This is a genomic window from Paenibacillus sp. FA6 (genome assembly GCF_051550225.1).
In the GTDB taxonomy this organism is placed as follows: domain Bacteria; phylum Bacillota; class Bacilli; order Paenibacillales; family Paenibacillaceae; genus Paenibacillus_AQ.
Map to the genome: position 1 here is coordinate 4,646,899 of NZ_CP188820.1, position 24,416 is coordinate 4,671,314.

The 24,416-nt window shown below is 45.0% G+C and carries 16 protein-coding genes; 3 read left to right on the forward strand and 13 right to left on the reverse strand.

The features are described from left to right. Positions 1–98 precede the first annotated feature (98 nt). A complete protein-coding gene (gene uvrA / locus ACP8HI_RS21200) occupies positions 99–2,603 on the reverse strand; it encodes an excinuclease ABC subunit UvrA (protein ID WP_438348132.1) in 2,505 nt (834 codons plus the stop codon). A 34-nt stretch (positions 2,604–2,637) separates the two neighbouring features. Next, positions 2,638–4,164 (reverse strand): MDR family MFS transporter, encoded by a 1,527-nt coding sequence (locus ACP8HI_RS21205; RefSeq protein WP_438348133.1) that lies wholly within the window; start codon positions 4,162–4,164, stop codon positions 2,638–2,640. Between the two features lie 187 nt (positions 4,165–4,351). Here ACP8HI_RS21205 and ACP8HI_RS21210 point away from each other — a divergent pair, with 187 nt between their 5' ends. Continuing rightward, entirely contained in the window at positions 4,352–4,789 is a 438-nt protein-coding gene (locus tag ACP8HI_RS21210) for a MarR family winged helix-turn-helix transcriptional regulator (protein WP_438351932.1), read from the forward strand. Between the two features lie 86 nt (positions 4,790–4,875). On the opposite strand, the gene ACP8HI_RS21215 is transcribed toward ACP8HI_RS21210, so the two are convergent. After that, the gene (locus ACP8HI_RS21215; protein ID WP_438348134.1) at positions 4,876–6,018 is read right to left on the reverse strand and encodes a glycosyl hydrolase family 8; all 1,143 of its coding nucleotides are present in this window, start codon (positions 6,016–6,018) and stop codon (positions 4,876–4,878) included. 455 nt (positions 6,019–6,473) lie between these two features. Between ACP8HI_RS21215 and ACP8HI_RS21220 the strand changes: the two genes are divergently transcribed. Further along, complete coding sequence (locus ACP8HI_RS21220; RefSeq protein WP_438348135.1) at positions 6,474–11,609, forward strand: endo-1,4-beta-xylanase; 5,136 nt, start codon at positions 6,474–6,476, stop codon at positions 11,607–11,609. A gap of 436 nt (positions 11,610–12,045) precedes the next feature. Further along, on the forward strand, positions 12,046–12,444 hold the full coding sequence (locus ACP8HI_RS21225; protein WP_438348136.1) for a hypothetical protein: 399 nt from the start codon (positions 12,046–12,048) through the stop codon (positions 12,442–12,444). A gap of 173 nt (positions 12,445–12,617) precedes the next feature. On the opposite strand, the gene ACP8HI_RS21230 is transcribed toward ACP8HI_RS21225, so the two are convergent. The 10 genes from ACP8HI_RS21230 to ACP8HI_RS21275 all read right to left on the reverse strand — a co-directional run bounded on the left by ACP8HI_RS21230 (position 12,618) and on the right by ACP8HI_RS21275 (position 24,395). After that, a complete protein-coding gene (locus ACP8HI_RS21230) occupies positions 12,618–13,070 on the reverse strand; it encodes a hypothetical protein (protein ID WP_438348137.1) in 453 nt (150 codons plus the stop codon). Then, the gene (locus ACP8HI_RS21235; protein WP_438348138.1) at positions 13,063–15,087 is read right to left on the reverse strand and encodes a S9 family peptidase; all 2,025 of its coding nucleotides are present in this window, start codon (positions 15,085–15,087) and stop codon (positions 13,063–13,065) included. The genes ACP8HI_RS21230 and ACP8HI_RS21235 overlap by 8 nt, the downstream gene beginning before the upstream one ends. A 52-nt stretch (positions 15,088–15,139) precedes the next feature. Beyond that, positions 15,140–16,141: an ABC transporter ATP-binding protein gene (locus ACP8HI_RS21240; protein ID WP_438348139.1), complete on the reverse strand. Its 1,002-nt coding sequence runs from the start codon at positions 16,139–16,141 to the stop codon at positions 15,140–15,142. Continuing rightward, positions 16,138–17,115, reverse strand: coding sequence for an ABC transporter ATP-binding protein (locus tag ACP8HI_RS21245; protein WP_438348140.1), 978 nt, complete (start codon positions 17,113–17,115; stop codon positions 16,138–16,140). The genes ACP8HI_RS21240 and ACP8HI_RS21245 overlap by 4 nt, the downstream gene beginning before the upstream one ends. A gap of 23 nt (positions 17,116–17,138) precedes the next feature. Beyond that, positions 17,139–18,068, reverse strand: a complete 930-nt coding sequence (locus ACP8HI_RS21250) for an ABC transporter permease (protein ID WP_438348141.1) — start codon at positions 18,066–18,068, stop codon at positions 17,139–17,141. 16 nt (positions 18,069–18,084) lie between these two features. Beyond that, a complete protein-coding gene (locus ACP8HI_RS21255; protein ID WP_438348142.1) occupies positions 18,085–19,002 on the reverse strand; it encodes an ABC transporter permease in 918 nt (305 codons plus the stop codon). Between the two features lie 82 nt (positions 19,003–19,084). Next, positions 19,085–20,632, reverse strand: coding sequence for an ABC transporter substrate-binding protein (locus ACP8HI_RS21260; RefSeq protein WP_438348143.1), 1,548 nt, complete (start codon positions 20,630–20,632; stop codon positions 19,085–19,087). 59 nt (positions 20,633–20,691) lie between these two features. Then, on the reverse strand, positions 20,692–21,873 hold the full coding sequence (locus ACP8HI_RS21265) for a M20 metallopeptidase family protein (RefSeq protein WP_438348144.1): 1,182 nt from the start codon (positions 21,871–21,873) through the stop codon (positions 20,692–20,694). A 98-nt stretch (positions 21,874–21,971) separates the two neighbouring features. Further along, the gene (locus ACP8HI_RS21270) at positions 21,972–22,697 is read right to left on the reverse strand and encodes a FadR/GntR family transcriptional regulator (protein ID WP_438348145.1); all 726 of its coding nucleotides are present in this window, start codon (positions 22,695–22,697) and stop codon (positions 21,972–21,974) included. Between the two features lie 357 nt (positions 22,698–23,054). Beyond that, positions 23,055–24,395: a glycoside hydrolase family 30 protein gene (locus ACP8HI_RS21275; RefSeq protein WP_438348146.1), complete on the reverse strand. Its 1,341-nt coding sequence runs from the start codon at positions 24,393–24,395 to the stop codon at positions 23,055–23,057. Positions 24,396–24,416: the final 21 nt, after the last annotated feature.

The window sequence follows — 24,416 nt, forward strand, 5'->3', positions numbered from 1 at the left end:
GTATCTATTTGTGAAATACGAAATCCGTCGATCACCTGATTTAAAGAAGATGGCTCCTACACTAACTCGATGTGAGTTAACATAGGAGCCATCTTTAATCAGAGCCCTTCGACCAAAATCCGCTTCAAGAACATGCCCGTGTAAGAAGCCGATACTTCAGCTACCTGCTCCGGTGTACCTTCGGCTACTAGCTTGCCTCCAGCTGCGCCACCTTCTGGACCAATATCAATCACCCAGTCGGATTCCCGGATCAATTCTAAGCTGTGCTCGACAACAATAACGGTATTGCCTGTATCGACTAGTCTATTAAGCAATACTTGAAGCTGTTTAATGTCCGATGGATGAAGGCCGGCCGTCGGCTCATCCAACAGATAGAGCGTATGGTTCTTGGACGGCTTACTCAGCTCTTTCGCCAGCCTAATCCTCTGTCCCTCACCGCCAGATAAAGTTTTGACCGATTGACCCCATTTCAAGTAGCCCAATCCAACCTCGCATAACATCCCAATGATGCCAGCAATCTTGGTCTCCGACTTGAGAACCGGGAGGCTTTCCTGCACCGACATATTCAGTAGATCCGAGATCGAGAAGCCTTCATACTGAACCTGTAGAACCTCATCGGTAAACCTTCTACCCTTGCAGTCGTGGCACTTCACCTCGAGATCGGGTAGGAAATTCATATCTACGGACAACACGCCTAATCCTTGGCATGTCTCACAACGACCTCCCGGCGTATTAAATGAGAAATGCTTCGAGGTCAACTTTTTTTCCTTAGCCGCAGGTAATCCAGCAAACAACTGGCGCAGATGCGTGAACACATCGGTATAAGTCGCGACATTCGAGCGCTGAATTCTCCCCATTGGCGTTTGGTCAAAGATTATGATATTACCTACTTGCTCCAAGCCGGTCATTTCCTTACATCCCTTCAGCTCATGGCCTTGCTGACTTCCTTGCGCAAGAATATCGAATACAAGCGTGGACTTACCCGACCCGGAGACTCCCGTTACAGACACTAAACAACCAAGTGGAAAGGAAACGACAGGAATATTAATATTGCGGATCTGAGCTTCCCGGATCGTGATATGCTGTCCGTTCCCCTTCCTGCGGACGCGTATGGGAGTTGTGAGACTCTCTTCTCTCAAATAGGCGCCCGTAACCGAAAGTTCACTCGCCATCAAATCCTCTAAGCTACCTTCACCTACAACGGTCCCACCGTATATTCCAGCACCTGGACCGATATCGATCATATGATCGGCAGCACGCATCATCTCGACATCGTGCTCAATCACGAGCACTGTATTACCCAGATCGCGCAGCTCCTGAAGCACCCGAATAAGACCAGCCGTATCTCGAGGATGAAGGCCTGCTGTCGGTTCATCCAGAATATACAACACGCCGGTCAGGCCTGAACCAAGCAGCGATGCTAGCCGCAACCGCTGTGCTTCCCCACCGGACAGCGTTACCGTCTGGCGGTTCATAGATAGATAGCCAAGTCCGACATCCATAATCCGCTTTAACCTTGCAGGCATATCATGGAGGATCGGCTCAAGCAGATGAAGCCCTTTAGGGGCGATCACCGCCTGTAACCCTTTCGTCCACTCGTATACATCACTAAGCGACCAATCCGATACATCAGAGATCGATGCGTCAGCTACCCGAACAAGACGAATTTCCTTTTTCAGAAGAGCTCCGTGACATTCAGAGCAAAGCTGTTCCTGAAAAAATCCACCGTCCTTTTCCCGAGCGCCGGATTCACCCTCTTTCTCTTTGTAACGCCGCCACAACCCAGGTATTACACCTTCAAACTTAGTACCTTGAATCGACTTCGCGTTCGGATAATGACGCTTGAATGCCTCACTCTCCACTCCGTAATACAATAAATCACGCTGAATTTCACCGTAATCTTTCAACGGCAAATCAGGATCAAGGTCAAATCCATAATGCTTACCAGCCGCCATTAAAATACGAATCTGAATATCGCGATGGACACCGTTTAGAGAAGCAACTCCCCCATCACGCAAACTGAGCTCCGGATTGAAAACAGTCGCTTCATTGATGCTTGCCACATGACCAAGCCCACTACACGTAACGCATGCTCCCTCTGGCTTATTGAAGGAGAAGTGTGACATTCCCAGTTTCTCAAGTTCTGTATGGCAATGCGGACAGCTCATCGTCTGACGTTCCATGTCCTCATCTTCCTCAGCGAACAGTCCTGCCGGCTCAAAGGAAGGCGGGATGCTGCCGCTACAAGATGGGCATGTCCGCTCCCCCAGTCTGGAAAAGATAAAACGGATATACGTGTATATGTCTGTCACAGTCCCGACCGTCGAACGCGGATTGCGGTTGGTGACATGCTGTCCAACACTGATGGACGGGGACAGTCCTTGAATAGACTCGACCTTCGGTTTGCTGACCGAATCCGACCTCAAACCCATCGATTCCATATACTGTCTTTGGCATTCCCGCTGAAGTGTATCCATCGCCAGCGTCGATTTACCCGAACCCGACGGACCTGTCAGGACAACCAGCTTATACTTAGGAATCGAAAGCGAAACATTCTTCAGGTTATTCTCCCGCGCACCTTTAATATCAATCGTTTCTTTCACAACAATCCCCCCTCATCATCAACAGCTATTACAATTAGGCCTCTGTGCTATCTTCCTTCGGTGCAATAGTAACCCGTGAATTCCCCATCAGGAAGACGAAGATGAACGCAATGCCGATAGGAATCAGTGCAAGCAGATACACATGTGTGATCGACTTGGACATGGCATTAACTATTATTCCAAGAATCTCATTCGGAATTTCCGCACGTACACTCGGTTGAAAAATCTGTCTGATATCGCCCATATTAGCCATGACAGCATCCGCATTTCCACCCATATCTTTAAAACCTTCGCTCAGTTCAGTAGTAAACATCTTGTTCTGAATCGTTCCAAAGATTGTAATCCCGATCGTCATCCCCAGTGTACGAAGAAACGCATTCGTTGAGTTCGCCGTACCACGATATCGAGCCTCCAGATTATGCAGGGATGCCGTCGGTAGTAACGAGAACGAGAAGCCCATACCGAAACCTACGATAATCATAAACAACGTAAGAAGACTCTGAGCCGAATCAGGAGTAAGCGTGCTGAGCAGGAACATACCCGTGAAATAGGAAATTACGGAAATGACCATTAGGTTACGATAGCTTGTTCTCGTTGTGAAAATACCACCAGAAGCGCTTCCCGCAACGGAGCCCAGCATCATGGGCATGAGCACGAGCCCCGCATTGGTTGCTGAGGCTCCATATACGGCCTGTACATAAATAGGAATAAAGACAACCAAGCTAATAAAGGTTCCGCCATATAAGAACGCTAAAATTTGTGAGGATGCAAATAAACGTCGTTTGAACAGAAAGAATGGCAGTATTGGTTCTTCTGCCCGCAGTTCCACGAAAAAGAACACAATAAAGAAGACCGCAAAACTGACAAACAACGAAATAATCGGTGTCGAGTTCCAAGCGAGCTGTGTACCGCCCAGCTCCAGTGCAAACATCAGGCTGATGACCGCGATGACAAGGGTCGTCGCTCCCCACCAGTCGATCTTCTGCTTCGTACGAACCGGGGATTCCTTATAGTTCTTCATGATTAGTAGAAACGAAACAATACCGATCGGTACATTAATATAAAATACCCATTTCCAGCCAAAATAGTCTGTAATATAGGCGCCTAGAAGTGGGCCAACAACACTTGCCACACCGAATACCGCGCCTAGAAGACCGACCATTTTTCCGCGTCTCTCTGGTGGGAAAATATCAAATACAATGGTAAAGGCGATCGGCATTAGCGCTCCAGCACCAATCCCCTGAATTGCCCGATAAATAGCAAGTTGTTCAATAGATAGCGCAAATCCGCACAGTATCGAACCTAGCAGAAACACTAATAAACCAAAAATAAAAAATCTCTTTCTGCCGTACATATCAGACAACTTGCCGAATATCGGCATACCTGCCATCGTTGTAACCATATAAGCGGACGTAACCCAGACGAATTTATCCATTCCTCCGAGTTTGGATACAATCGTTCCCATTGCAGTTGCAACAATGGTATTGTCAATCGCTGACATAAAAATCGCAAGCAATAATCCTGTCACAACTAACTTTATATTGCTCTTCGTAACCTCCATACATAAACCACCTTTACAAATTATTAACGACTTTGATAAACTGAGTTCAAGTTATTGCTCGATTATCAAGTGTCTCCCATAAAAAGCATCTCGATCATCTAGATATATATCATAAAAGGAGTGTTGTCTTGTGTCAAGCGATCGACAAGATCAACCAACAGATTCTCAAGAGAATCTCACTTTACGTATGCGTGGCCTAGGAACTCGAACAGTACTGTACCAGCAACATATAGCCGCATCACTAGGGTTATACAATAATGACTTTTTATCCGTAGATATCCTGCACGAGAAAGGTCCCATCACCGCTGGTGAGCTATCCAAACTAACGGGTCTTGCAACTGGCAGCGTTACCTCATTAATTGACCGTCTTGAAAAGAACGGTTTTGTTCGCAGACAAAACGATCCCAATGACCGTCGTAAAGTCATTATTGTCCCTTTGTATGAACATAAAGAAGAGGTCAGCAATGCGTACCATTCGCTTCACGCTGCAATGATTACACTGGCTTCCTCCTATACGGAAGTAGAGCTTGAACTCATTACACAGTTTCTAGGCAAAGCAAGTACGGTCCTGGAAGAGCAGATCCATGACCTCAGCTCCACGACACGCAACAAGTCTTCTTCCTGAACCTAATACTATGACAAGAAAAAAGGACGATCTTCCAAATAGTCAAATGACTTCGGAATATCGTCCTCTTTACATTAATAACAATATTATGATTCCGGAAACCAAATACGATAATTCCCACTCAACGCCAGCATCGTAAACAGATAGAGGCAGTTGTCGTAATATCTCTTAGTACCAGTTCTCACTGGTGTATCCCAGAACAGATCGACGCTCGCGCGTGCATGAGGTCCCGTTGCGGCAAGTGATGCCATAGCATTCGTAGACAGTAGACCGACGGGATGCAATGCTTTCTCTTCAAAGGATTCACCCGCTACGGTATATCTACGGTAGTCTTCGGGCAACTTGTCTGCAAAAAACGTCTGGATCTTGTTCGCTGCCTCGCATGCCCATTCATCCGCTCCAAACCATTCAAAGTCCAAACCGATGTTAGCGGCAACTCGATAGGAATCACTGAAGAAGTGCCCATAGCCCCTTTCATTATTCGGCGTTCCATCATAATAAGCATATTCTGGCGCTAGCCCTGTAACGGGATGGCAAGAAATTGTCAGATACGCACGGCTAGCAGCGACCGCCTCTATCCAGAATGGGCGATCTTCCGGGTAAGCCCAAAGTGCGAACAACTCATAGAAATGGGGTAGATGATAGGATGGATCGGAATAGTCACAGTTCGGTATGAACTTGATCAGCTTGTTCTGTGGATCCCACATTGGATGGCCAATGCCATCCTCACCTTTGTGAAGACAAGTGCGAAGTAAATCGCGCGCCTGTGTGCCGTAATTGAATGGAGCATTTCCATCTCCCCAGCGGTGGGATGCGAAGAACAGCGCCATTGCGAAAAATTCCTCACCGTCTGGGGCGGGCCCGTTCGCCAACCGCGAACCATCGGTGTTACAAGACCAGGCGAAATATCCAGCATTCTCACCAGACTCCATATACATATAACTCATCGTCCATTTCCACAATCGATCGAATACGTCTTTGCGGTCAAGCTGAACAGCCATCATCATCCCGTAGGACATACCTTCACTGCGAACATCGAGATTACCCGTATCGAGCATATAGCCCATATCTTCACCGCTCGGATAATAAATACGTGTATCTTCGCCACCTTCAAACAACTTCCACCATGTATCAGCCAGTCGTGCATCAATCTCCTGCTCATCAAATCCATATTCCTTCAATAAATTACGATATTGTCCCGTAAGAAAAGCACCTTTGTGTTCAGTCATAGGTTTCAACCCTTCCCCTCAATTTGATCCTGATTGTAACTTTCTCAGCCCCAGTTACCTAATTAATAGGTATATAAGATGGGTCACCTTCAAATTACCACTTTATCCTTCGGGGTTCTATGCACATATCACGCTTATATTTACCCAAATCAAGCAAGCCGTCGTACATACTCTTTATCATTACAACGCTCAACTAAGCGATCTATAATCTTAAGGAGTCATGCCGACATTGGACTTATTCTTACTGGCTCCAGGGATTAGATCGATTTTCTAGGTTCGAAAGTTGAGTTACTAATTAATTTCAGCTTAATCTTTAATTATTACAGTAAATTCTTTAGTTCTTCTAGTAGAATGGCCTTTCGACACGCATTACAATTAACCTTCAGGAGGGCAAATATTCCAGTGAATTGAAAGCGCTTAATCTTTTCAAAATTTTCCTATAGGAGGTTCAAGAAATGAGTAACAAGTTCAAAAAGATCATCTCTATAGTAATCGCAGCTGCTTTGATTATCCCTTCAGGCATAATCTCACTGAAAGCTCAAGTTGCATCACCGGATATCCCAGTTCTTCTGTACCATCGGGTGCTACCTAATCCGAGTAATGAGTGGACCGATACAAGTGTAGACAATTTCAAGAAGCATATGCAATATCTTGTTGAAAACGGTTACAATACGTTAACTGCAGAACAATATGTTGCGATCATGGACGGTACTGCTACAGCACCAGAAAAACCGATTCTACTAACATTTGATGATGCTACACCTGACTTTCTTACTAATACAGTGCCGATATTGAATACGCACAGCATGAAAGCAGTTCAATTCGTTGTTAGTGACTGGATTGGTGCCGGATTTAGTATGTCTAAAGCTGATTTGCAAGCGGTTGCAGCACTTCCTAATATCAGCCTTCAGAATCATACTGCAACCCATACAGAATTTGTAGATCCATCAGCAACAATCAAGCAGAAATTTTGGAGCAATATAACTAAGGCAGAAGCTTCAGTCGAAATAGCTGAGGCTAACACTTTTATTAAAACCATTACGGGCAAAGATCCTATTCTTTTGGCTTACCCGTATGGCGATTATAATGCGGATGTTCAAGCCGCAGCTGCAGCCAACGGCATTAAGTATTCCTTTAAAGTAGGCTACCCGAATGCTCGTGATCATGCCATGGGTCGTCATTACATTCAGATGAGCACTACCCTAAGCGATATCGCTGGTTGGATTGGCGGACCGGCACCGGTAGAAGAACCAGGAACACCGGTAGAACAAGATGTCGTTTATCACGAAACCTTTGCTGATAGTCAAGGTTTGGCTAAAAAATCAGGTAACGCTACCCTGACGTTGGTCAAAGATAAAGTTTTTGCCGGGAATGATGACGGTGCGGCTTTATATGTAAGCGACAGAGTGAACAATTGGGATGCAGTTGATTTTCTTTACAGCGACATAGATCTAGAAGACGACAAAACCTATAAGGCAACCGTTTCCATATTTGTTGACGAAGATACAACTCTACCTACGGGAGATGTTCAAGCGTATCTTCAAACTATCGGAAGCTATGATCTTCTAGCAAACAAAGATTATGTACCCGGAGAAGCTCTTACTTTAACCAAAGAGTTTACCGTTGATACCAGCAAGGATACGCAGTTACGCGTTCAATCTAGCGGGGATGGGGCAACTGTTCCATTCTATATTGGAGATATACTGATTACGGCTAAAAAAGAAGTACCAACAGAAAAAGTAGTTTATCACGAAACTTTTGCGGATGGTCAAGGAGCTGTTGCTACGCAATCAGGCAGTCCTACGTTGGAGTCTGTCACTGGCAAAGTTTTTACCGGTAATGCTGATGGTGCTGCTTTATATGTAAACAATAGAACGCAAGGTCATGATGCCGTTGATTTCAATTTTAGCGACACAGGTCTGGAAGATGGTAAAAAATACACGGTTACCGTTTCCGTTTATGTTGACGAAGGTGTGGAAGTGCCTATGGGCGCACAAGCGTATCTTCAAACTATCGGAAGCTATGGTCTTCTGGCAAACAAAGATTATGTAGCCGGAGAAGCTCTTACTTTAACTAAAGAGTTTACCGTTGATGCTAGCAAAGATACAAAGTTACGCGTTCAATCCAACGAAGATGGAAAATCTGTTCCGTTCTACATTGGAGATGTACTGATCACTGAGATGGTAGCTTCAGGTGGTCAGACCCCACCGGTCGAGGACGATAGAGACCCAGCTAAAGAATTTACTACCATTACCTTTGAGGATGAGGAAACAGGTGGCTTTGAAGGTAGAAAAGGCACTGAAACTCTGACCATTACAAATGAAGAAAACCATACTGCCGACGGTTCATACTCTTTGAAAGTAGCGGGTAGACAAGATACTTGGCATGGTCCGTCATTGAGAGTGCAGGAATATGTTGATAAGGGATCTGAATATAAAATTTCAGCCTGGGTCAAACTTATTGATCCAGATAGCACATCGCTCCAGCTGTCAACTCAGGTTGGTAGTACAAGCGCAAGTTATAATAATCTTATGAAACAAACAATCACAACCGAAGACGGCTGGGTCCAGTTTGTAGGAACCTACCGTTATACAAGTGTACCCGAAGAATATTTGACCATCTATGTGGAAAGTTCTAACGCAACAGCATCTTTCTATATCGATGATATCAGCTTTGTGAAAACAGGCTCCGGCCCGATCGCTATTGAGAAAGATCTAACTCCAATAAAAGATGCTTATCAAGACGATTTCCTAATCGGAAACGCGGTATCTTCTGCAGATATGGAAGGCGTTAGACTTGAGCTTCTCAAGATGCATCACAATGTCGTTACAGCAGAAAATGCAATGAAACCAGATCAGATGTATTCTGCAGATAAAACATTTACCCCTGAAAGTGCGGATGCACTTGTTGATAAAGTTCTGGCAGCAGGACTGAAGTTGCATGGGCACGTGCTAGTATGGCATCAACAGTCACCAACGTGGCTGAATACGACAGCAGATGGAATTCCCCTGGAACGAGATGAGGCTCTCGCCAATCTGAGAACTCATATCAAAACAGTTATGGAACACTATGGCGACAAGGTGATTTCCTGGGACGTAGTCAACGAGGCGATGAACGATAACCCGTCTAACCCGACGAATTGGAAAGGCGCGCTACGCCAATCCCCTTGGGCTACTGCCATTGGATCAGACTACGTAGAGCAGTCGTTCTTAGCGGCAAGAGAAGTGTTGGATGAGAAAGGCTGGGATATCAAGCTTTATTACAACGATTATAACGAAGATAATCAAAATAAAGCTCAAGCCATTTACAGCATGGTTAAAGAAATCAATGATAGATATGCAGCAGCCAATGAGGGTAAACTCCTTATCGATGGCGTCGGTATGCAGGCACACTATAATATAAACACGAATCCCGATAATGTTAGATTATCTCTGGAGAAATTTATTTCCTTAGGCGTAGAAGTTAGTATAACTGAGCTTGATATTCAAGCCGGAAGCAATTCTCAGCTCTCCGAGAAACTTGCAAATGGTCAGGGCTATTTATACGCACAATTGTTTGATCTCTATAAGGAGCACGCCGCTGATATTGCACGTGTGACATTATGGGGAGTGAATGACGCTACGAGTTGGAGAGCCGCAAACAATCCATTGTTGTTTGATAAGGACCTTCAAGCTAAGCCAGCTTATTACGGGGTAATTAATCCGGTTAAATTTATGACAGAGCATGATGTGGAGTTGGTAGATGCCAAACAATCAACCGCTAACTTTGCTACACCTGTAATCGACGGTACTATAGACGCCGTCTGGAGCGGGGCTGCTGAAATACCGATTAATCACTTCCAAACTGCTTGGCAAGGAGCACATGGAACGGCGAAAGCTCTCTGGGATAATGAAAACCTATATGTGTTAATCCAGGTTCTAGACACTCAGCTTGACAAAACAAGCACAGCCGCACATGAACAAGATTCCGTCGAAATCTTCTTAGACCAGAACAATGAGAAGTCATCGTTCTATCAAGCTGACGATGGACAGTACAGAATAAACTTTGACAACGAGACTTCATTCAATCCGACAAGCATCGCAGATGGTTTCGAATCGAGAACTATCGTTTCTGGAACAAACTACACGGTTGAAGTGAAGATACCACTTCACCATATAACGCCAGAGAAAGACATGAAACTTGGCTTTGACGTTCAAATTAATGACGCAAAAGATGGCGCCCGTCAAGGTGTAGCCTCATGGAACGATACAACCGGTACTGGATATATGGACACATCCGTATATGGTGTGCTTACCTTAGTCGGCGACGGCGGTGACACTGGCGGTAACGGCGATGGCGGTGGCACTGGCGGTAACGGCGATGGCGGTGAAACTGGTGGTAACGTGATTATCGAAGCACCTAAACCATTGCCTGGAAACGTTGAGCACAAAGACGGCATTGTTACAATGAAGCCTGAAGTGAGGAACGAGGGCGGTAGAGTAATAGCTACAATTTCTGATGAAAATCTGAAGAAGGCACTTAAGCAATCTACTCCTGCAACAAATGGCAAGAAACAAATCGTAATCGAATTGCCCAAGCAAGCAAACGCGAAATCGTATGAAGTTCAATTGCCTACTCAAAGCTTGAAAGGTCAGGAAAACTTCGTGCTTTCGTTCAAGACAGAATATGGAACGATTCAAATTCCAAGCAATATGTTGTCCAATGTGACAGTAAATTCTAAAGAGATATCCATTCGCATAACTAAATCGTCTGCAGAACATTTTGATGCAGATACTCGCGAACAGATCGGTAACCGTCCGGTACTAGATCTGAACGTGATAGACGGTGACAAAATCATCACCTGGAACAACCAGAAGGCACCAATAACGATTTCTATTCCTTACACTCCATCAACAGAAGAGCTCAGAAATTTGGATTCAATTGTCGTTTGGTACATTGCTGACAACGGCAAGGTAACAACGATCACGAATTCTCGTTACGATGCAGCTACAGGAACAGTTGTATTCCAAACTACACACTTCAGTACCTATGCTGTGGCCTCCGTCGTTAAAACCTTCGGAGACTTGAATAACGTAACATGGGCGAAGCAATCCATTGACGCAATGGCAGCACGTGATGTCATCAAGGGGACGTCTGCGAACAGCTTCTCTCCATCAGATTCCATCAATAGAGCAGACTTTATTGCCCTCCTTGTAAGAGCGCTTGAATTGCAAGGTGCAGGGGAAAATGAAACGATGTTCAGCGATGTCAAACCTACCGCTTATTATTATAATGAGCTAGTCATCGCGAAGGAACTGGGAATCGCTCTTGGATCTGGAGATAATAGCTTCAATCCACACAGCAAGATCACCCGTCAAGATATGATGGTGCTGACAGCACGTGTGCTCGAGGCATCCGGCAAACAAGTCGGATCCAGCGTAAGCTTAAGCAATTATCCTGACGCAGATAGTATTTCTAGTTACGCGAAAGACAGTGTTGCAAGTCTAGTGAAATCTGGAGTTATAAATGGTAAGAACGGTAATCTTGCGCCGAATGATACGCTCACCCGAGCTGAAGCGGCTGTCATCCTATACCGTATCTGGAACCTATAATTCTAGCCATCACGTGGAGGGGCGCTTAGGCGCCGTCCTCTCACCGATGAAACACAAGAGCATCATGTCTTATAACACCTGTTTATTAGAGACGACAAATGAAAAGACTCGAAACTTTAGTCATAAGACTATCTTTTCGAGTCTTTTATTGTTTCACCATGTAACCATTACATACTATTTAGGCCCAACATCCAAGTCTGTTCTTGACATAAAAAACATACAAAAAGGTCACACGTATAATATAAGTCTCCACGATTTGCGCGGCGGGACGCTATTAGATGTCATACCGAGTCGGAGGTTAGATGAAGTCTGCAATTAACATCATTTACGTTTCACGAATGCAACGAAGATCTTTTCACATTTATGGTTAACCGCACAGGCAGCACATGATGTACTGAGTAATATAAACTAAGTAGAACAACGAGGTGATCCGAGAATGGCAAATTCAACAAAAATCCGTAAGCGAGCAAAACAGCTCAAGGCTCGACCTGTGCGTGTTACGTTACATGATGGACGTTCGTATGTGGGATGGATAACCGGGTTTGAAAAGGAAGGTCTAGTCCTCTCTACACAACGAAGAAATAGCAAATCGAAAAGAAAGCCTCCCTCTCGTTCGCAGAAAGCAACCGTATCCGGATTGCTCCCATTATTCGGCTTACTCTTTGGAAATATGGGGGGTGGAGCTACGGGTGCTACAAGTACTGGGAATACAGGTTTCGGAGGGTTGGGCTTCCTAAGTATGATACAGAGATCTTGGCCTGTTATGCGAATGGGCTACAGTACGATTAGATCCATTATTCCTCTTATTGGGGGAATTAAAGGTTTAATGGGGTAACCGTTACAAACGGTAATCCGACATCGTAGCCAAATTAATAAAAGAAATTTAGATCGATAACCAAACTCTCTTTCATAACAATTATAAAAAGGAATCAAACGTGTCGGGCATTATTTAGATGCTCACCGATTGATTCTTCTTTTCGTAACAACAGTGAACCCAATAGCATTTGACTAATCACGGTATTTAAGCTCTATTCTGACCTCTATTTGTGGACTGTTAAGCTCTACGGACTCCTCGATCACACGCCACTGTCTACCAATAAGGGAGCGAAGTACGTCTATTTCTATCGGATCAAGGTATAGTCTTCTCAATGAGATCCCATCCTGCTCATAATCTTGGTTCACTATTTTATCAAAGCGAAAGTCCAGCAGCCGTTTGAGAGCATTAATGTGAAGAAACTTAAATTCATACCCGCTACGTATAGCTTCTTCCCATTCGTCTCCGATCTCTTCTGCTGTTTCAAGGCGTTCTTCAAAATTCATCGTCTTGTCTTTTACCTTTTCGAGTAAAGGAGTAAAATCTCGATTATTCATACAATCCATAATGATATCGTTCTTTTCTCCACTCGTTAATAAATTCTCTATCAAAAGAGCTACAGGAATCGAAAGCTGAACTTTACTCACTTGGATCTTCCCCTTTACTCAAGTATTGGTTAAACCAGGTGATCACTTGTTCAAAACTATCCACACGAAGCGATGGTTTACCGCTCTTTAACAAAGAATGGTTAGAACCGGGGTAGCGAATGAGACATGTTCTTTTACCCAGTCGTTTAAGTGCTGTATATAACTCATCAGCTTGTCCGACAGGGCAGCGAAAATCCTCCTCACCGTGTAGAATCAGCAACGGAGTTTCGATGTTATGCGCATGCGCAAGCGGTGACTTGGACCACAGTAGTTCTGGATCCTCCCACGGGTTAGCGCCCACGATTCCCTCCGTATAGGATATACCGATGTCACTCAGACCATAGAAAGATAGCCAGTTGGAGATGCATCGCTGTGTAACTGCAGCGCGGAATCTGTCCGTTTGAGTAATGATCCAGTTGGTCATCAGACCACCATAGCTACCCCCAGCCACCCCAAGTCGGGTTTCGTCTATAAAGTTAAATTTGCTGAGTGCAACATCTACAGCCTCCAGCAACTCCCGGTAGTCTCCTCCACCGAAATCTCCACGACACGCTTTGGCAAACCCCTGGCCATAACCGAAGCTTCCACGAGGATTTATCATCAGTATGGCATACCCCTCGGCAACAAGAGTCTGCATCTCATGGCTGTACGTGCCTGTATACATCGCATGCGGTCCCCCATGAATTTGTAAAATCAAAGGAACCTGATTTCCGGGTACAAGCCCAGCCGGCTTGATGATCCAACCCTGAATATCCAATCCATCCGAGGACTTGAACCATAACGATTCCGGTAAGTTAATTTGAAGGGAACTGATGTACTCGTCGTTACGTCCTGTGAGTCGTTTCTCATCACCTGTCTCCAAGTCAATCCGATACAGTTCTCCGGGCCGATCACTCTCTATCGCAGCAATCACCAGATACCGACCGTCTGCGGATAACGTGTACTGATAGACATCTCTATCGCTACCTTGGGTCACCACTTGATAAGCGCCGTCTGCCGCGAATCGATACACATGGACACTACCGTTCAACGTCCCGAGCACATACATTCCTTGTACTACGTTGGCTTGGTCATACAATGGCGATGGTGAGGGGGTAAATGATTTCATATCGCTTAAGGCAAAATTACCAATCTGCATGTCCAATTCGGGAGATAACAGTTCCGGTGTCCCACCTATGATCTGCATGGTATACAGTTGGTTCTGGCTGCCACTGCCATAAGCACGGTCGCTACCTATCAGAGTCCATGATTTACCGTCTGGGGAGTACGAGAATTGGCTGATCGTAAGACTAGAATCTGTATGTTTCACCAGATTGTTGCCACTGCAATCTATCGTATAAATATCCGAGAACAAGATTAGATCCGCATCCAGTCTGTCATCTTCCACACGTTTGGCCACAAATGAAATCTGTTTACTGTCTGATGCCCAAACAGGATACGAAGCATTCCAAGGGCCGGATGTGATTTGAGTCACCTGATCATTCTCAAGCCTCACAACAAATAAATGGCTGAACAGGCCGTCCCACCACCCCGAACCTTCAGCCTTCGGAGTCGTACGATTGAAAATGCGGGGTTGCTCACTAGACTGCTTGCGAGATTCATCAAGTGTCATCGCTTCCTGTCCTTCATCCATGCTGACCCTACTAGTGAATGCGATATATCTCCCGTCTGGCGACCAGACGAATGCTCCTACTCCCCGTTTCACTCCAGTACGTCGCTGTCCTTCTCCGCCTTCAGCCGAAATAGTCCACAACTGCTTGCTTCCGTCTACTATGCGTAGAAAGGCGAGTTGCGATCCGTCGGGAGACCAAGCCGGTGCAGAATCTTTATTCCCATCCGTTAATTGCTTATCTCCGCTATCATGAAGCGATACAACACGGATATGCGTTTGATAGTCATTCTTTTGCCTTGCAATGGATTTATTGACGTAAGCAATCGTTCCGTCCGGGCTAATCGTGGGGTCGCTAATCCACTGATATCCGTATAAATCGTCCGGCATAATCGGTCGTTTGTTCATTCTTTTATTTCCCCCTTTCGTCATCGATTCAAACTTTGATGATGCACTTATTCTAGTTAGTAGCCTGTTTATGCAATGGAAAATGACATGCAGAAACATGACCAGGCGTATGCTCTTCGAGCGATGGGGCCTTCTGGCGACAGATGTCCTGTACGTACGGACAACGCGTATGAAAAGAGCAACCCGATGGCGGGTTTGCCGGGTTGGGGATCTCCCCAGTCAACGGAGTTCGCTCTTTGCGCAACCTCGGATCAGGCACGGGCACAGCTTCAAGCAGCGCTTCCGTATAGGGATGATGTGGTCTGGAGAATAATTCATCACGATCCGCGAGTTCCACGATCTTCCCCAAATACATCACCGCGATACGATCACTGATATGCTTGACGGAAGGCAGACCGTGAGCGATAAAGATATAAGTTAGCTGGAACTGCTGCTGAAGTTCTTTAAGCAGATTTAGAATCTGAGCCTGTATCGACACATCTAGTGCTGAAACAGGCTCATCACAAATAATAAGCTTCGGCTTCATCGCAAGCGCTCTTGCAATGCCGATCCGTTGCCGCTGTCCACCACTGAATTCATGCGGATGACGGTTCGCTAAATGAGCGCCTAACCCTACTGTTTCCAATAGACGGAAGACTTCCGTTTTAAGCTCTTTACCTTTGGCAATCCCATGCACTTGGAGAGGTTCGGCAACGATATCAAACGCCTTCATTCTCGGATTCAACGAGGAATACGGATCTTGAAAGACAAACTGCAAATCCCGTCTCACTTTTCGAATTTCTACTTCCGTTAAATCAGCCAAGTTTTGTCCCTGAAATAATATCTCGCCCTCGGTTGGCTCCAGCAGTTGTGTGATCATCTGCCCCATTGTTGATTTGCCGCATCCTGATTCTCCAACGATACCTAGTGTCTCGCCAGGCATTACCTTAAAGCTGACTCCATCAACAGCCCGTACATAACCGCTCGTCTTGGAGAACCATCCCTTATTCATCGGATAATACTTCTTAAGTCCGTTCACTTCGAGAAGTGGTGTATCTTGTGCAGACTGATTCATAGTGATACCTCCTCCATCCGCAAACATCTGACATAATGTCCTTCTTCCTTCAACCGCATATCCGGGTGTACTTTTGTACATTGCTTCTCTGCATATCGGCAACGCGGATGAAAGGGACATCCGCTCGGCATATTCATCATATTGGGTACATTGCCTGGAATGGAATCAAGCTTGTCCCTTTGTTCCGTAAGTTTAGGGAGTGACCCAAGCAACCCGATCGTATAGGGATGCCCCGGATTCTCGAATAAATTAAATACGCTCGTTTCCTCGACGATTTCACCTGCGTACATCACGACCACCCGATCGGCCATTTCCGCAACTACACCCAAGTCGTGGGTAATGAGAATAATTCCAGTGTTCTCTTCCTTACTCAGCTGGCTGATTAATTTGAGTATCTGCGCCTGAATCGTAACATCCAATGCGGTCGTTGGCTCATCTGCAATCAGTAGCTTAGGCTGGCAGGCCAATGCCATAGCAATCATAACTCTTTGGCGCATCCCTCCAGACAACTGATGGGGATAGTATCCTACCACTTTAGTTGCTCCCGGAATTCCTACCCGCTCTAGCATTTCAATGCTCTTTTGTCTGGCTTCTTTTTTACTCAGTTTCTGATGCTGTCGAATGACTTCACTAATCTGATTTCCAATAGTAAATACCGGATTAAGCGAGCTCATCGGCTCCTGAAAAATCATAGAAATCTCATTACCCCGATATTTGCGCATTTCTCCCTTGGATAACTTGAGTAAGTCCCGTCCATCGAACTTAATCTCTCCTCCTATCACTTTCCCTGGCGCAGCCACCAGTCCCATAATAGATAGTGAGGTTACACTTTTACCGGAACCGGATTCGCCAACAATGGCCAATGTTTCTCCCGAACTCACAGCGAAGCTAACGCCGTTGACTGAAGGAACAACACCATCCTCTGTCTTAAAGTAGGTTTTCAGATTATTAACTTCAAGCAATTTAGTTGCCATCTATTACGATCCCCTGCCTTCCATTATTCTTTCGCTTTCATGTGGGGATCCAGCACATCGCGAAGCCAATCACCTAGGAAGATAACACCTAGAACCGTAATGGTAATGGCAAGCCCCGGGAATGTCGCAACCCACCAACTGGTGGCGATATACTGTCTCCCATCGCTCAACATGCCACCCCAAGACACCGCCGGTGGCTTGATCCCTAGTCCAAGAAAGCTAAGAGAAGCCTCCATAATAATCGTCGTGGCTACGTTCATTCCGGAAATAACAATGAACGAAGACAGCACGTTGGGGAAAATATGTTTAAATAAAATTCTTCTATTCGTTGAACCAACCGCCTTAGCCGCTTTGACGAAGTCCCGTTCCTTAATACTCAATACTTCTCCCCGGACAACTCGCGTATAAGAAACCCAATTCGTAACTCCAATAACAAAAATAAGCGTCGTCATTCCCGGTCCTACAACCGCTAGAACGACTAGCATGAGTAGAATCGTCGGAATAGCCAAGAAGGCATCGGCGACCCGCATAATAATCGCATCAATCCATCTACCGTAAAATCCAGCTAGTAGCCCGAGCACCGCTCCAATGGAGCCCGATACCAGTACCGCACCAATACCCACGACAAGCGAAATTCTCGCCCCGTATACGATACGGCTCCACATATCTCGTCCCAAATTATCTGTACCAAGCCAATGTTCCGGCATACTGCCATCAAGCCAAATTGGAGGCTTTAGTCGATTTAGAGGATCAATATCCGCCGGATTGTGACTGGTCAAGAGAGGAGAGAATAAAGCTGTACAACAAACGATCAACACCAGTATTGCACCAAGAAGTCCCGTCTTACTTCTTAGCAACTGCTTCCATATGCGCCCGATACCAGCTCGCTTTAGCTCTTCCACCTGCCCGACCGGTGCCGAACTAAAGGCTTGTATTTCATTGATCTCTGCCATATGTCTTCCTCCCCTGTTAGTTGTATTTGATCCGTGGATCGAGCAGCCGGTATACTAGATCGGTTAAGATATTGGTTATAACCACAATAATTGCAATCACAAATACGGCTGCCTGAACAATGGCCATGTCGTGCGTATCTACAGCGACTACAAGCATTTGACCAAGACCGGGCCAAGCAAATACCGTCTCGGTAATTAGCGCCCCGCCTATCAAACTTGTAAACTGCAGTCCCATAATAGTTACGACTGGAATCAACCCATTTCGAAAGGCATGTTTTCCGATAACTACCATTTCCAAGATCCCCTTACTTCTAGCGGTCCGGATATAATCCTGATTAAGGATGTCCAGCATACTTGAACGTATCAACCGGGTCATCTGAGCAGCAAGACCGACACCTAGCGTGAACGCCGGAAGCACAAGATGGTCTAGCCCTCCTCGACCTGATACCGGAAATATACCCAGAATGACCGAAAACAATAAAATGAGCATAATCCCCATCCAAAAGTTAGGCATGGCCTTGCCGACTACCGAAATACTAGAGATAATCAAATCGATAAATGTATTGCGTTTAACTGCGGATATTACGCCTAATGGTATTGCAATAATTATCGCAAATAGCATAGCAGCCACTGCCAATTCAAAACTGGCAGGCAGTCGTTCCAATACGAGTGGTAGCGCCGACTCATTGTAGCGAAATGAGGTGCCAAAATCCCCTTGTACTGCACTGCCGAGGAATTTTACGTACTGTATATATAATGGCTGATCCAATCCAAGCGCCTTCGTTAATACTGCGCGATCTTCTGCTGTAGCTGTCTCCGGTAGCATCAGTGCTACGGGATCACCAGTTACTCTTACCAGAATAAATACAATAAGTGAGACGATTAGCAGAACTGGAATGACCTGCAGTAGCGATTTAACAATATATTTCTTCAACCCAACACCTCCATAACCAGCAGGCTTCTTTTAGAAAGGACGGCGAGGACCTTGATATCATCCCCACCGTTCAATTTCACATCTATTCATTCACAGGTGCAATATCCTCTACGAACAACATCTCATCACTTCTCGGTTGAAAGTTCACACGACTATCTGTTCCATAAATCCCTTCCATCTGAAACAGGTACACAGCTGGACGTTCATTCGCCAGAATCTGCTGAACCTGCTGATACTCTAGTTCACGTGAAGCGGGATCCATATTGATCAACGCCTGTTGGAGTAACTTCTCAACTTCCGGATTGTTATAATCCGTTTCACCCTTAGCTTCTTCAAACAGATAACGTTGATAATTGTTAGAAGCATCAAACAATGAATTACCAATTCCAATTATAAATATTTCTTTGAATGACTTTGAGCTGTATTTCTCACTAAAAGCGCTTGAATCCAGTACATCTAGATTGGCTTTAAACCCTGCTTTATCCAACATTGCCGCTACTACTTCGGCATGCTCCTTATATTGGCCAGATACCGATATATTCAGTTCTAGATCCTTCTCGGAATACCCAGCTTCCTTCAGTATTTCTTTGGATTGTTCCAGGTCATATAACGACTGCTTATACAGGGAAGGATCTGCCCCGAAGTTGCCCGGTGTAACGGAAGTACGTGTTACAATCCCAGCACCACCAGCGATACTGTCCACGATTCCTTGTTTGTCGATTGCAAGATCAATGGCTTCTCTCACTTTCGGATCAGCTGTTATGCTGCCTTCACTTTGACGCAGGATCAATTGTAGCACCCGCTGAATCGGTGCTTTGACAATATGTTTACTTCCGTTAGCTTCAATACGTTCTATATCTGTAGAAGGAATGCCAGAGACAATGTTTATCTCTCCTGCAAGTAGTTCAGATACACGAGTAGAAGCTTCTGGTATTACCCGAAAGACGACTTGATCCCATTTCGGTTGACCCGTAAAGTAATGATCGTTCTTGATCAATTCGACACGGTCATCCTTGACCCATTGGCTAAATTGATAAGGACCTGTCCCAACGGGTTGTTTGAGGAATGACTCGATTCCGTTCTCTTCAATATATTTTGCTGGCAGTATACCCGCTCCCATCTTGGATAAACGGTTCAGTAGCAATGGGTCTGGACCATCTGTAACGATGTCTGCTGTATGCTCGTCTACTACCTTGACCTCTGTAATATTTCTATAGTAGGAGTTCTGCTTGAGCGTACTGTCCTTAGCGACTCTCTCAATCGTAAATTTCACATCATCTGCAGTGAATGGATCTCCGTTATGAAAAGTGACTCCTTCACGCAAGTGAAAACGCCATGTCGTTTCATCAACCTGTTCCCACGAAGTTGCGAGTACAGGAACCTTCTTCTGTTCACTATCATTCTTTAGCAAATAATCAAACATGTTTACTAGAACGGCTTCACTAGCCGTATTGTTATTGTTATGTGGATCGAAGCTCTCGATATCCGCAGCATTAGCAATCGTCAGCTTTTTGCTCTCCGTAGTAGATCCTTTATTATCACTTGTCGAGTTGCCTCCGCATCCCGCCAACACGACCACAGCTACCAGTAATGTTATCCAACCTTTAATCCATCTTTGACTATTCTTCATTTCCCCACTCCTATCAGTTTATCAATATAGTAATATTTCATAATTCTATTCTCTAAGAGTCAGTCGCCTTCAGATTCTTGTCGTTGCAAGAAATGTAAAGCGATCGCTGACAACATTGCTACTCCATAAGGCAGTGTCGTTTCATCCAAATCAAATTTAGGATGATGCAATGGATAGCCGGTCTCTTCATCCCCTCTTCCAGAGCCCAGCCGGAAGAACACGCCCGGAACCTTCTCGCAATAAAAGGCGAAGTCTTCTCCACCTGTAGACGGTTTTATGTAGTTCCACTCCTTGGAACCAAACAATTGATCACTGGTTTCCGTCATCAAGTCCACCATATCATGGTTATTGTGGACAACTGGATAGCCATCCGTATAATCCAGTTCGTATTCCGCCCCGAACGAATCACAGACTCCATGAATAACTCGATCGATCAGCTTAGGCATCTGACTACGCAGATCTGCAGATAAAGTTCGGACCGTGCCCACCATTTCTACTTCCGGGGCAAGCGCCGCGCCCATGAATCCACCTGTAATTTTACCAATCGTAATGACAATCGGTTCAAGCGGATCGACCATTCGGCTTGGGATATTTTGCAGCGCAGTAATGATCTGCGCGGATACGGCGATAGCATCCACTCCTTCATGCGGTCGGGCAGCATGGCCTCCTTTGCCAATAACCTTAATCTTTATACTATCTGCCGATGCAAAAGCAACTCCTTTGGTGACACCTAAAGTTCCTGTCTTCATCCCAGGAAACATATGCAGCCCTGCCATCGCATCAACTTTTGGATTTTCGAGCACCCCATCATCAATCATGGCTTTTGCTCCCGCAAGTCCCTCTTCCGCTGGTTGAAATATGAATTTGATGTTCCCACGTTTGGGCTTCCCCAGACTCGTAAGTAACTGTGCAGCTCCCATTAATATCGCCGTATGGGCATCATGTCCACACAGATGCGCCTTACCTGGAATCTGAGAACTGTAGGAAGCCGTTTTTTGATCCTGAATCGGGAGGGCATCCATATCTGCCCGTAGACCGATGGTAGGGCCCGTTTCCTCTCCCCATAGAATGCCAACCACTCCGGTTTGTCCTACATTTGTTATTACTTCCAACCCGAGGCTTACTAAGTGCTCGGCTACAATACCTGATGTTCGAAATTCCTCGAATCCAATTTCCGGATGGCGGTGAAAGTCTCTACGCCAAGCAATCAGTTGTTCCTGAAGCGGTTTGGATAAATCCATAAGCTCGCTCATATCCATTGAAATCATCCTCTCCTCTTTGAGGCCTTCTCTCTTCTTTTCCTATGACTCTTACAATTCTACGAACCCCACATCCCGTTCTAGCTCCCTGCAGTCAATCTTGCGTAAATCGCATCTGCGGAATGCTCTATATGGCGTTTCATCACTTCTCGTGACTTATAACAGTCATGTGCCTGGAGCGCTCTGAGAATTTCAGTATGAACATCATAGTTAACTGTTCGGATATGTTCATCGTAGGGCATTAGATCCAGTGCTGGATTAATTTTCGTCCGAATCTGTCTAACAGCCGCTTCATAATATGGATTACATGATGCCTTGGCAATGGATAAGTGAAACTTAACATCCAATGCTCGAAACAATTCCCGGGAACAATCGGGTTCAATGCTCTTATCTAGGTAACTCTGCAGCAATTCTAGCTCGCCTGCGCTGATGCGCTCAGCAGCTAGAAAAGCCCCCTCTGGCTCGATCATTGTCCGGTATTCAAACACCTTCAACATATGTTCCCAGTCTCTTTCGATTTCTGCCCGGGTACGTTTGTGGGAATTCGCTGTCACTGGAAGCACAAAGGTTCCCCCCTTGGCACCAACCCGCTTCTCAATAAGTCCCTTTGCCTCCAATTGAGACAATGCCTCACGGACTGTAATCCTGCTGGCGTTAAAGATCTCGGCGAGCTCCCGTTCTGTCGGAAGTTGCTCCTCGCTAAGCACCTCCTTTAGAATAATAGCTTCTTCCAGCTGCTCCCTAATAAAGTCACTCACTTTTTTTGCAGATACTTTTTCAAAGTGTAGGGGGAATTGAATGGACATATGAACACTCCAATCTATAAACATTTAAGGTATAGACCTTATACCTTTGAAATTAAAAAAATAAAACCTCTCCCATTATATTAATACCAAGTAAACTTATATGCAATAGCTCATTTGGTAAATGTATAAAGTACAACTAACCAGACCCATTTAATATATTGCTACTTTTTGTTGCACGGAAGATACGCAATATCCGGATATCCACTCTTTTTCAGAGGTACAAAAAGAGGCAATCGTTCGTCTAGACGAACGATTGCCTCTTTTAAATTCTACGCTAGGGTAGTACATGTGTAATGAATGGATATTAATCAAAATGGACAAAGACACCATTCACACGAAGTTCCTTCATATTCATTTCTATTTCATTACCATCGTTAAAGCACTCTTAGCTTCTAATTGACAGCTTAGAATATCTAGATTGTGCTGTTTCAACACAACATTCTCTGGCTGCTCACTATCATTAAACAAAACTACAACAGTCGACCCATCCGTATTCTTATAAGCTACTGAACGAATTAAGTCACTGCTAGAGGAATCAATTCGCACAGCTTTTGGACGTATATATTTGCTGAAATGGGCTAACGCATAATAATCTAACGTATAAGTAAGTTTCTTCGTTTGTTGTTCGATTGTGACAATCCCACGACAAGTACTTTGCCCAAATCCGGGAACAGTAGGACCATTATTCTCATCTAACGCCATATTCCACAACACAAAGGATTTACTATTATTTCTAAGAATCTCAATCCCTGTTCTCATCACGTTAGAAAAGGCCGGTTCAAAAGCAGGTATCCACTCCCCACCTGATCCCTCAGTGAAATGAACCTCTTTATTTGGGAAAGCTTGATGAACTTCACTTTGTGCTGTTGGACTTCCACCATACCAGTGCCATGCAACTCCATCTACCGCTTCATTCGCCTCTGTAAGCACGGATAATGGATAGTCCGGTCGGTCCCAGTTGTGATCATAGCAGAGAATTTTAGTATCTATGTTATTTTTCACGAAATTGGGCTTTAAATAATTTTTAATGAAATCACTTTGTGCCTCCGCTGGCATTAACATGCCAGGATAATGAGGTGGTACAAATAGGGCTTCATTCTGTGGTGTTACAGCATACGTAGGCAACCCATTGACTAAATAAGCTTGAATATAACGAACGAAATAGTCCGCATACACTTGATAATGTTCTTTTTTCAGCTCTCCACCAATCATGGATCCACTCGTCTTCATCCAACCTGGGGCACTCCAAGGCGAAGCCATTAGCTTCATTTCAGGGTTCAATCTCACGGCCTCTTGTAAAAGAGGAATAATATCTGCTTCATCATGTGAAATCGAAAATCGGCTTAATTCCATATCGGTTTCATTCACAGGTAAATCGTCATAGCTATATATTTCTCGAGCATAATCTGATGCTCCCATTGGATTCCTTAGCACAGATAGACCAATTCCAGCTTGGGGATCAAATAATTGCTTCATTAACTCTGTTCTCTGTTCCTCATCTAACACTTGATGGATTAAGTATGCCGAGGAATCGGTAAACGATGCACCAAAGCCATCCATCTCCTGATAGGTCTGGTTTTCATCAATTGTCACAGTAGTTATTGCGGCATTTGAAGAAACAGGCTTTAACTGTTGTGGAGATTTGTTTACAAATAATTCAGTTTCTCCATTGGATTGATAAATACTTAGCTCCAGCATGTTGTTTCCCTCCAAGTTTCT

Excerpts from the sequence above, each read along its gene's own strand:
- ACP8HI_RS21205 (WP_438348133.1), bottom strand. The coding sequence starts at position 4,164 with ATGGAGGTTACGAAGAGCAATATAAAGTTAGTTGTGACAGGATTATTG.
- ACP8HI_RS21210 (WP_438351932.1), top strand. The coding sequence starts at position 4,352 with ATGCGTGGCCTAGGAACTCGAACAGTACTGTACCAGCAACATATAGCC.
- ACP8HI_RS21215 (WP_438348134.1), bottom strand. The coding sequence starts at position 6,018 with ATGACTGAACACAAAGGTGCTTTTCTTACGGGACAATATCGTAATTTA.
- ACP8HI_RS21220 (WP_438348135.1), top strand. The coding sequence starts at position 6,474 with ATGAGTAACAAGTTCAAAAAGATCATCTCTATAGTAATCGCAGCTGCT.
- ACP8HI_RS21225 (WP_438348136.1), top strand. The coding sequence starts at position 12,046 with ATGGCAAATTCAACAAAAATCCGTAAGCGAGCAAAACAGCTCAAGGCT.
- ACP8HI_RS21235 (WP_438348138.1), bottom strand. The coding sequence starts at position 15,087 with ATGAACAAACGACCGATTATGCCGGACGATTTATACGGATATCAGTGG.
- ACP8HI_RS21240 (WP_438348139.1), bottom strand. The coding sequence starts at position 16,141 with ATGAATCAGTCTGCACAAGATACACCACTTCTCGAAGTGAACGGACTT.
- ACP8HI_RS21245 (WP_438348140.1), bottom strand. The coding sequence starts at position 17,115 with ATGGCAACTAAATTGCTTGAAGTTAATAATCTGAAAACCTACTTTAAG.
- ACP8HI_RS21250 (WP_438348141.1), bottom strand. The coding sequence starts at position 18,068 with ATGGCAGAGATCAATGAAATACAAGCCTTTAGTTCGGCACCGGTCGGG.
- ACP8HI_RS21260 (WP_438348143.1), bottom strand. The coding sequence starts at position 20,632 with ATGAAGAATAGTCAAAGATGGATTAAAGGTTGGATAACATTACTGGTA.
- ACP8HI_RS21265 (WP_438348144.1), bottom strand. The coding sequence starts at position 21,873 with ATGGATTTATCCAAACCGCTTCAGGAACAACTGATTGCTTGGCGTAGA.
- ACP8HI_RS21270 (WP_438348145.1), bottom strand. The coding sequence starts at position 22,697 with ATGTCCATTCAATTCCCCCTACACTTTGAAAAAGTATCTGCAAAAAAA.
- ACP8HI_RS21275 (WP_438348146.1), bottom strand. The coding sequence starts at position 24,395 with ATGCTGGAGCTAAGTATTTATCAATCCAATGGAGAAACTGAATTATTT.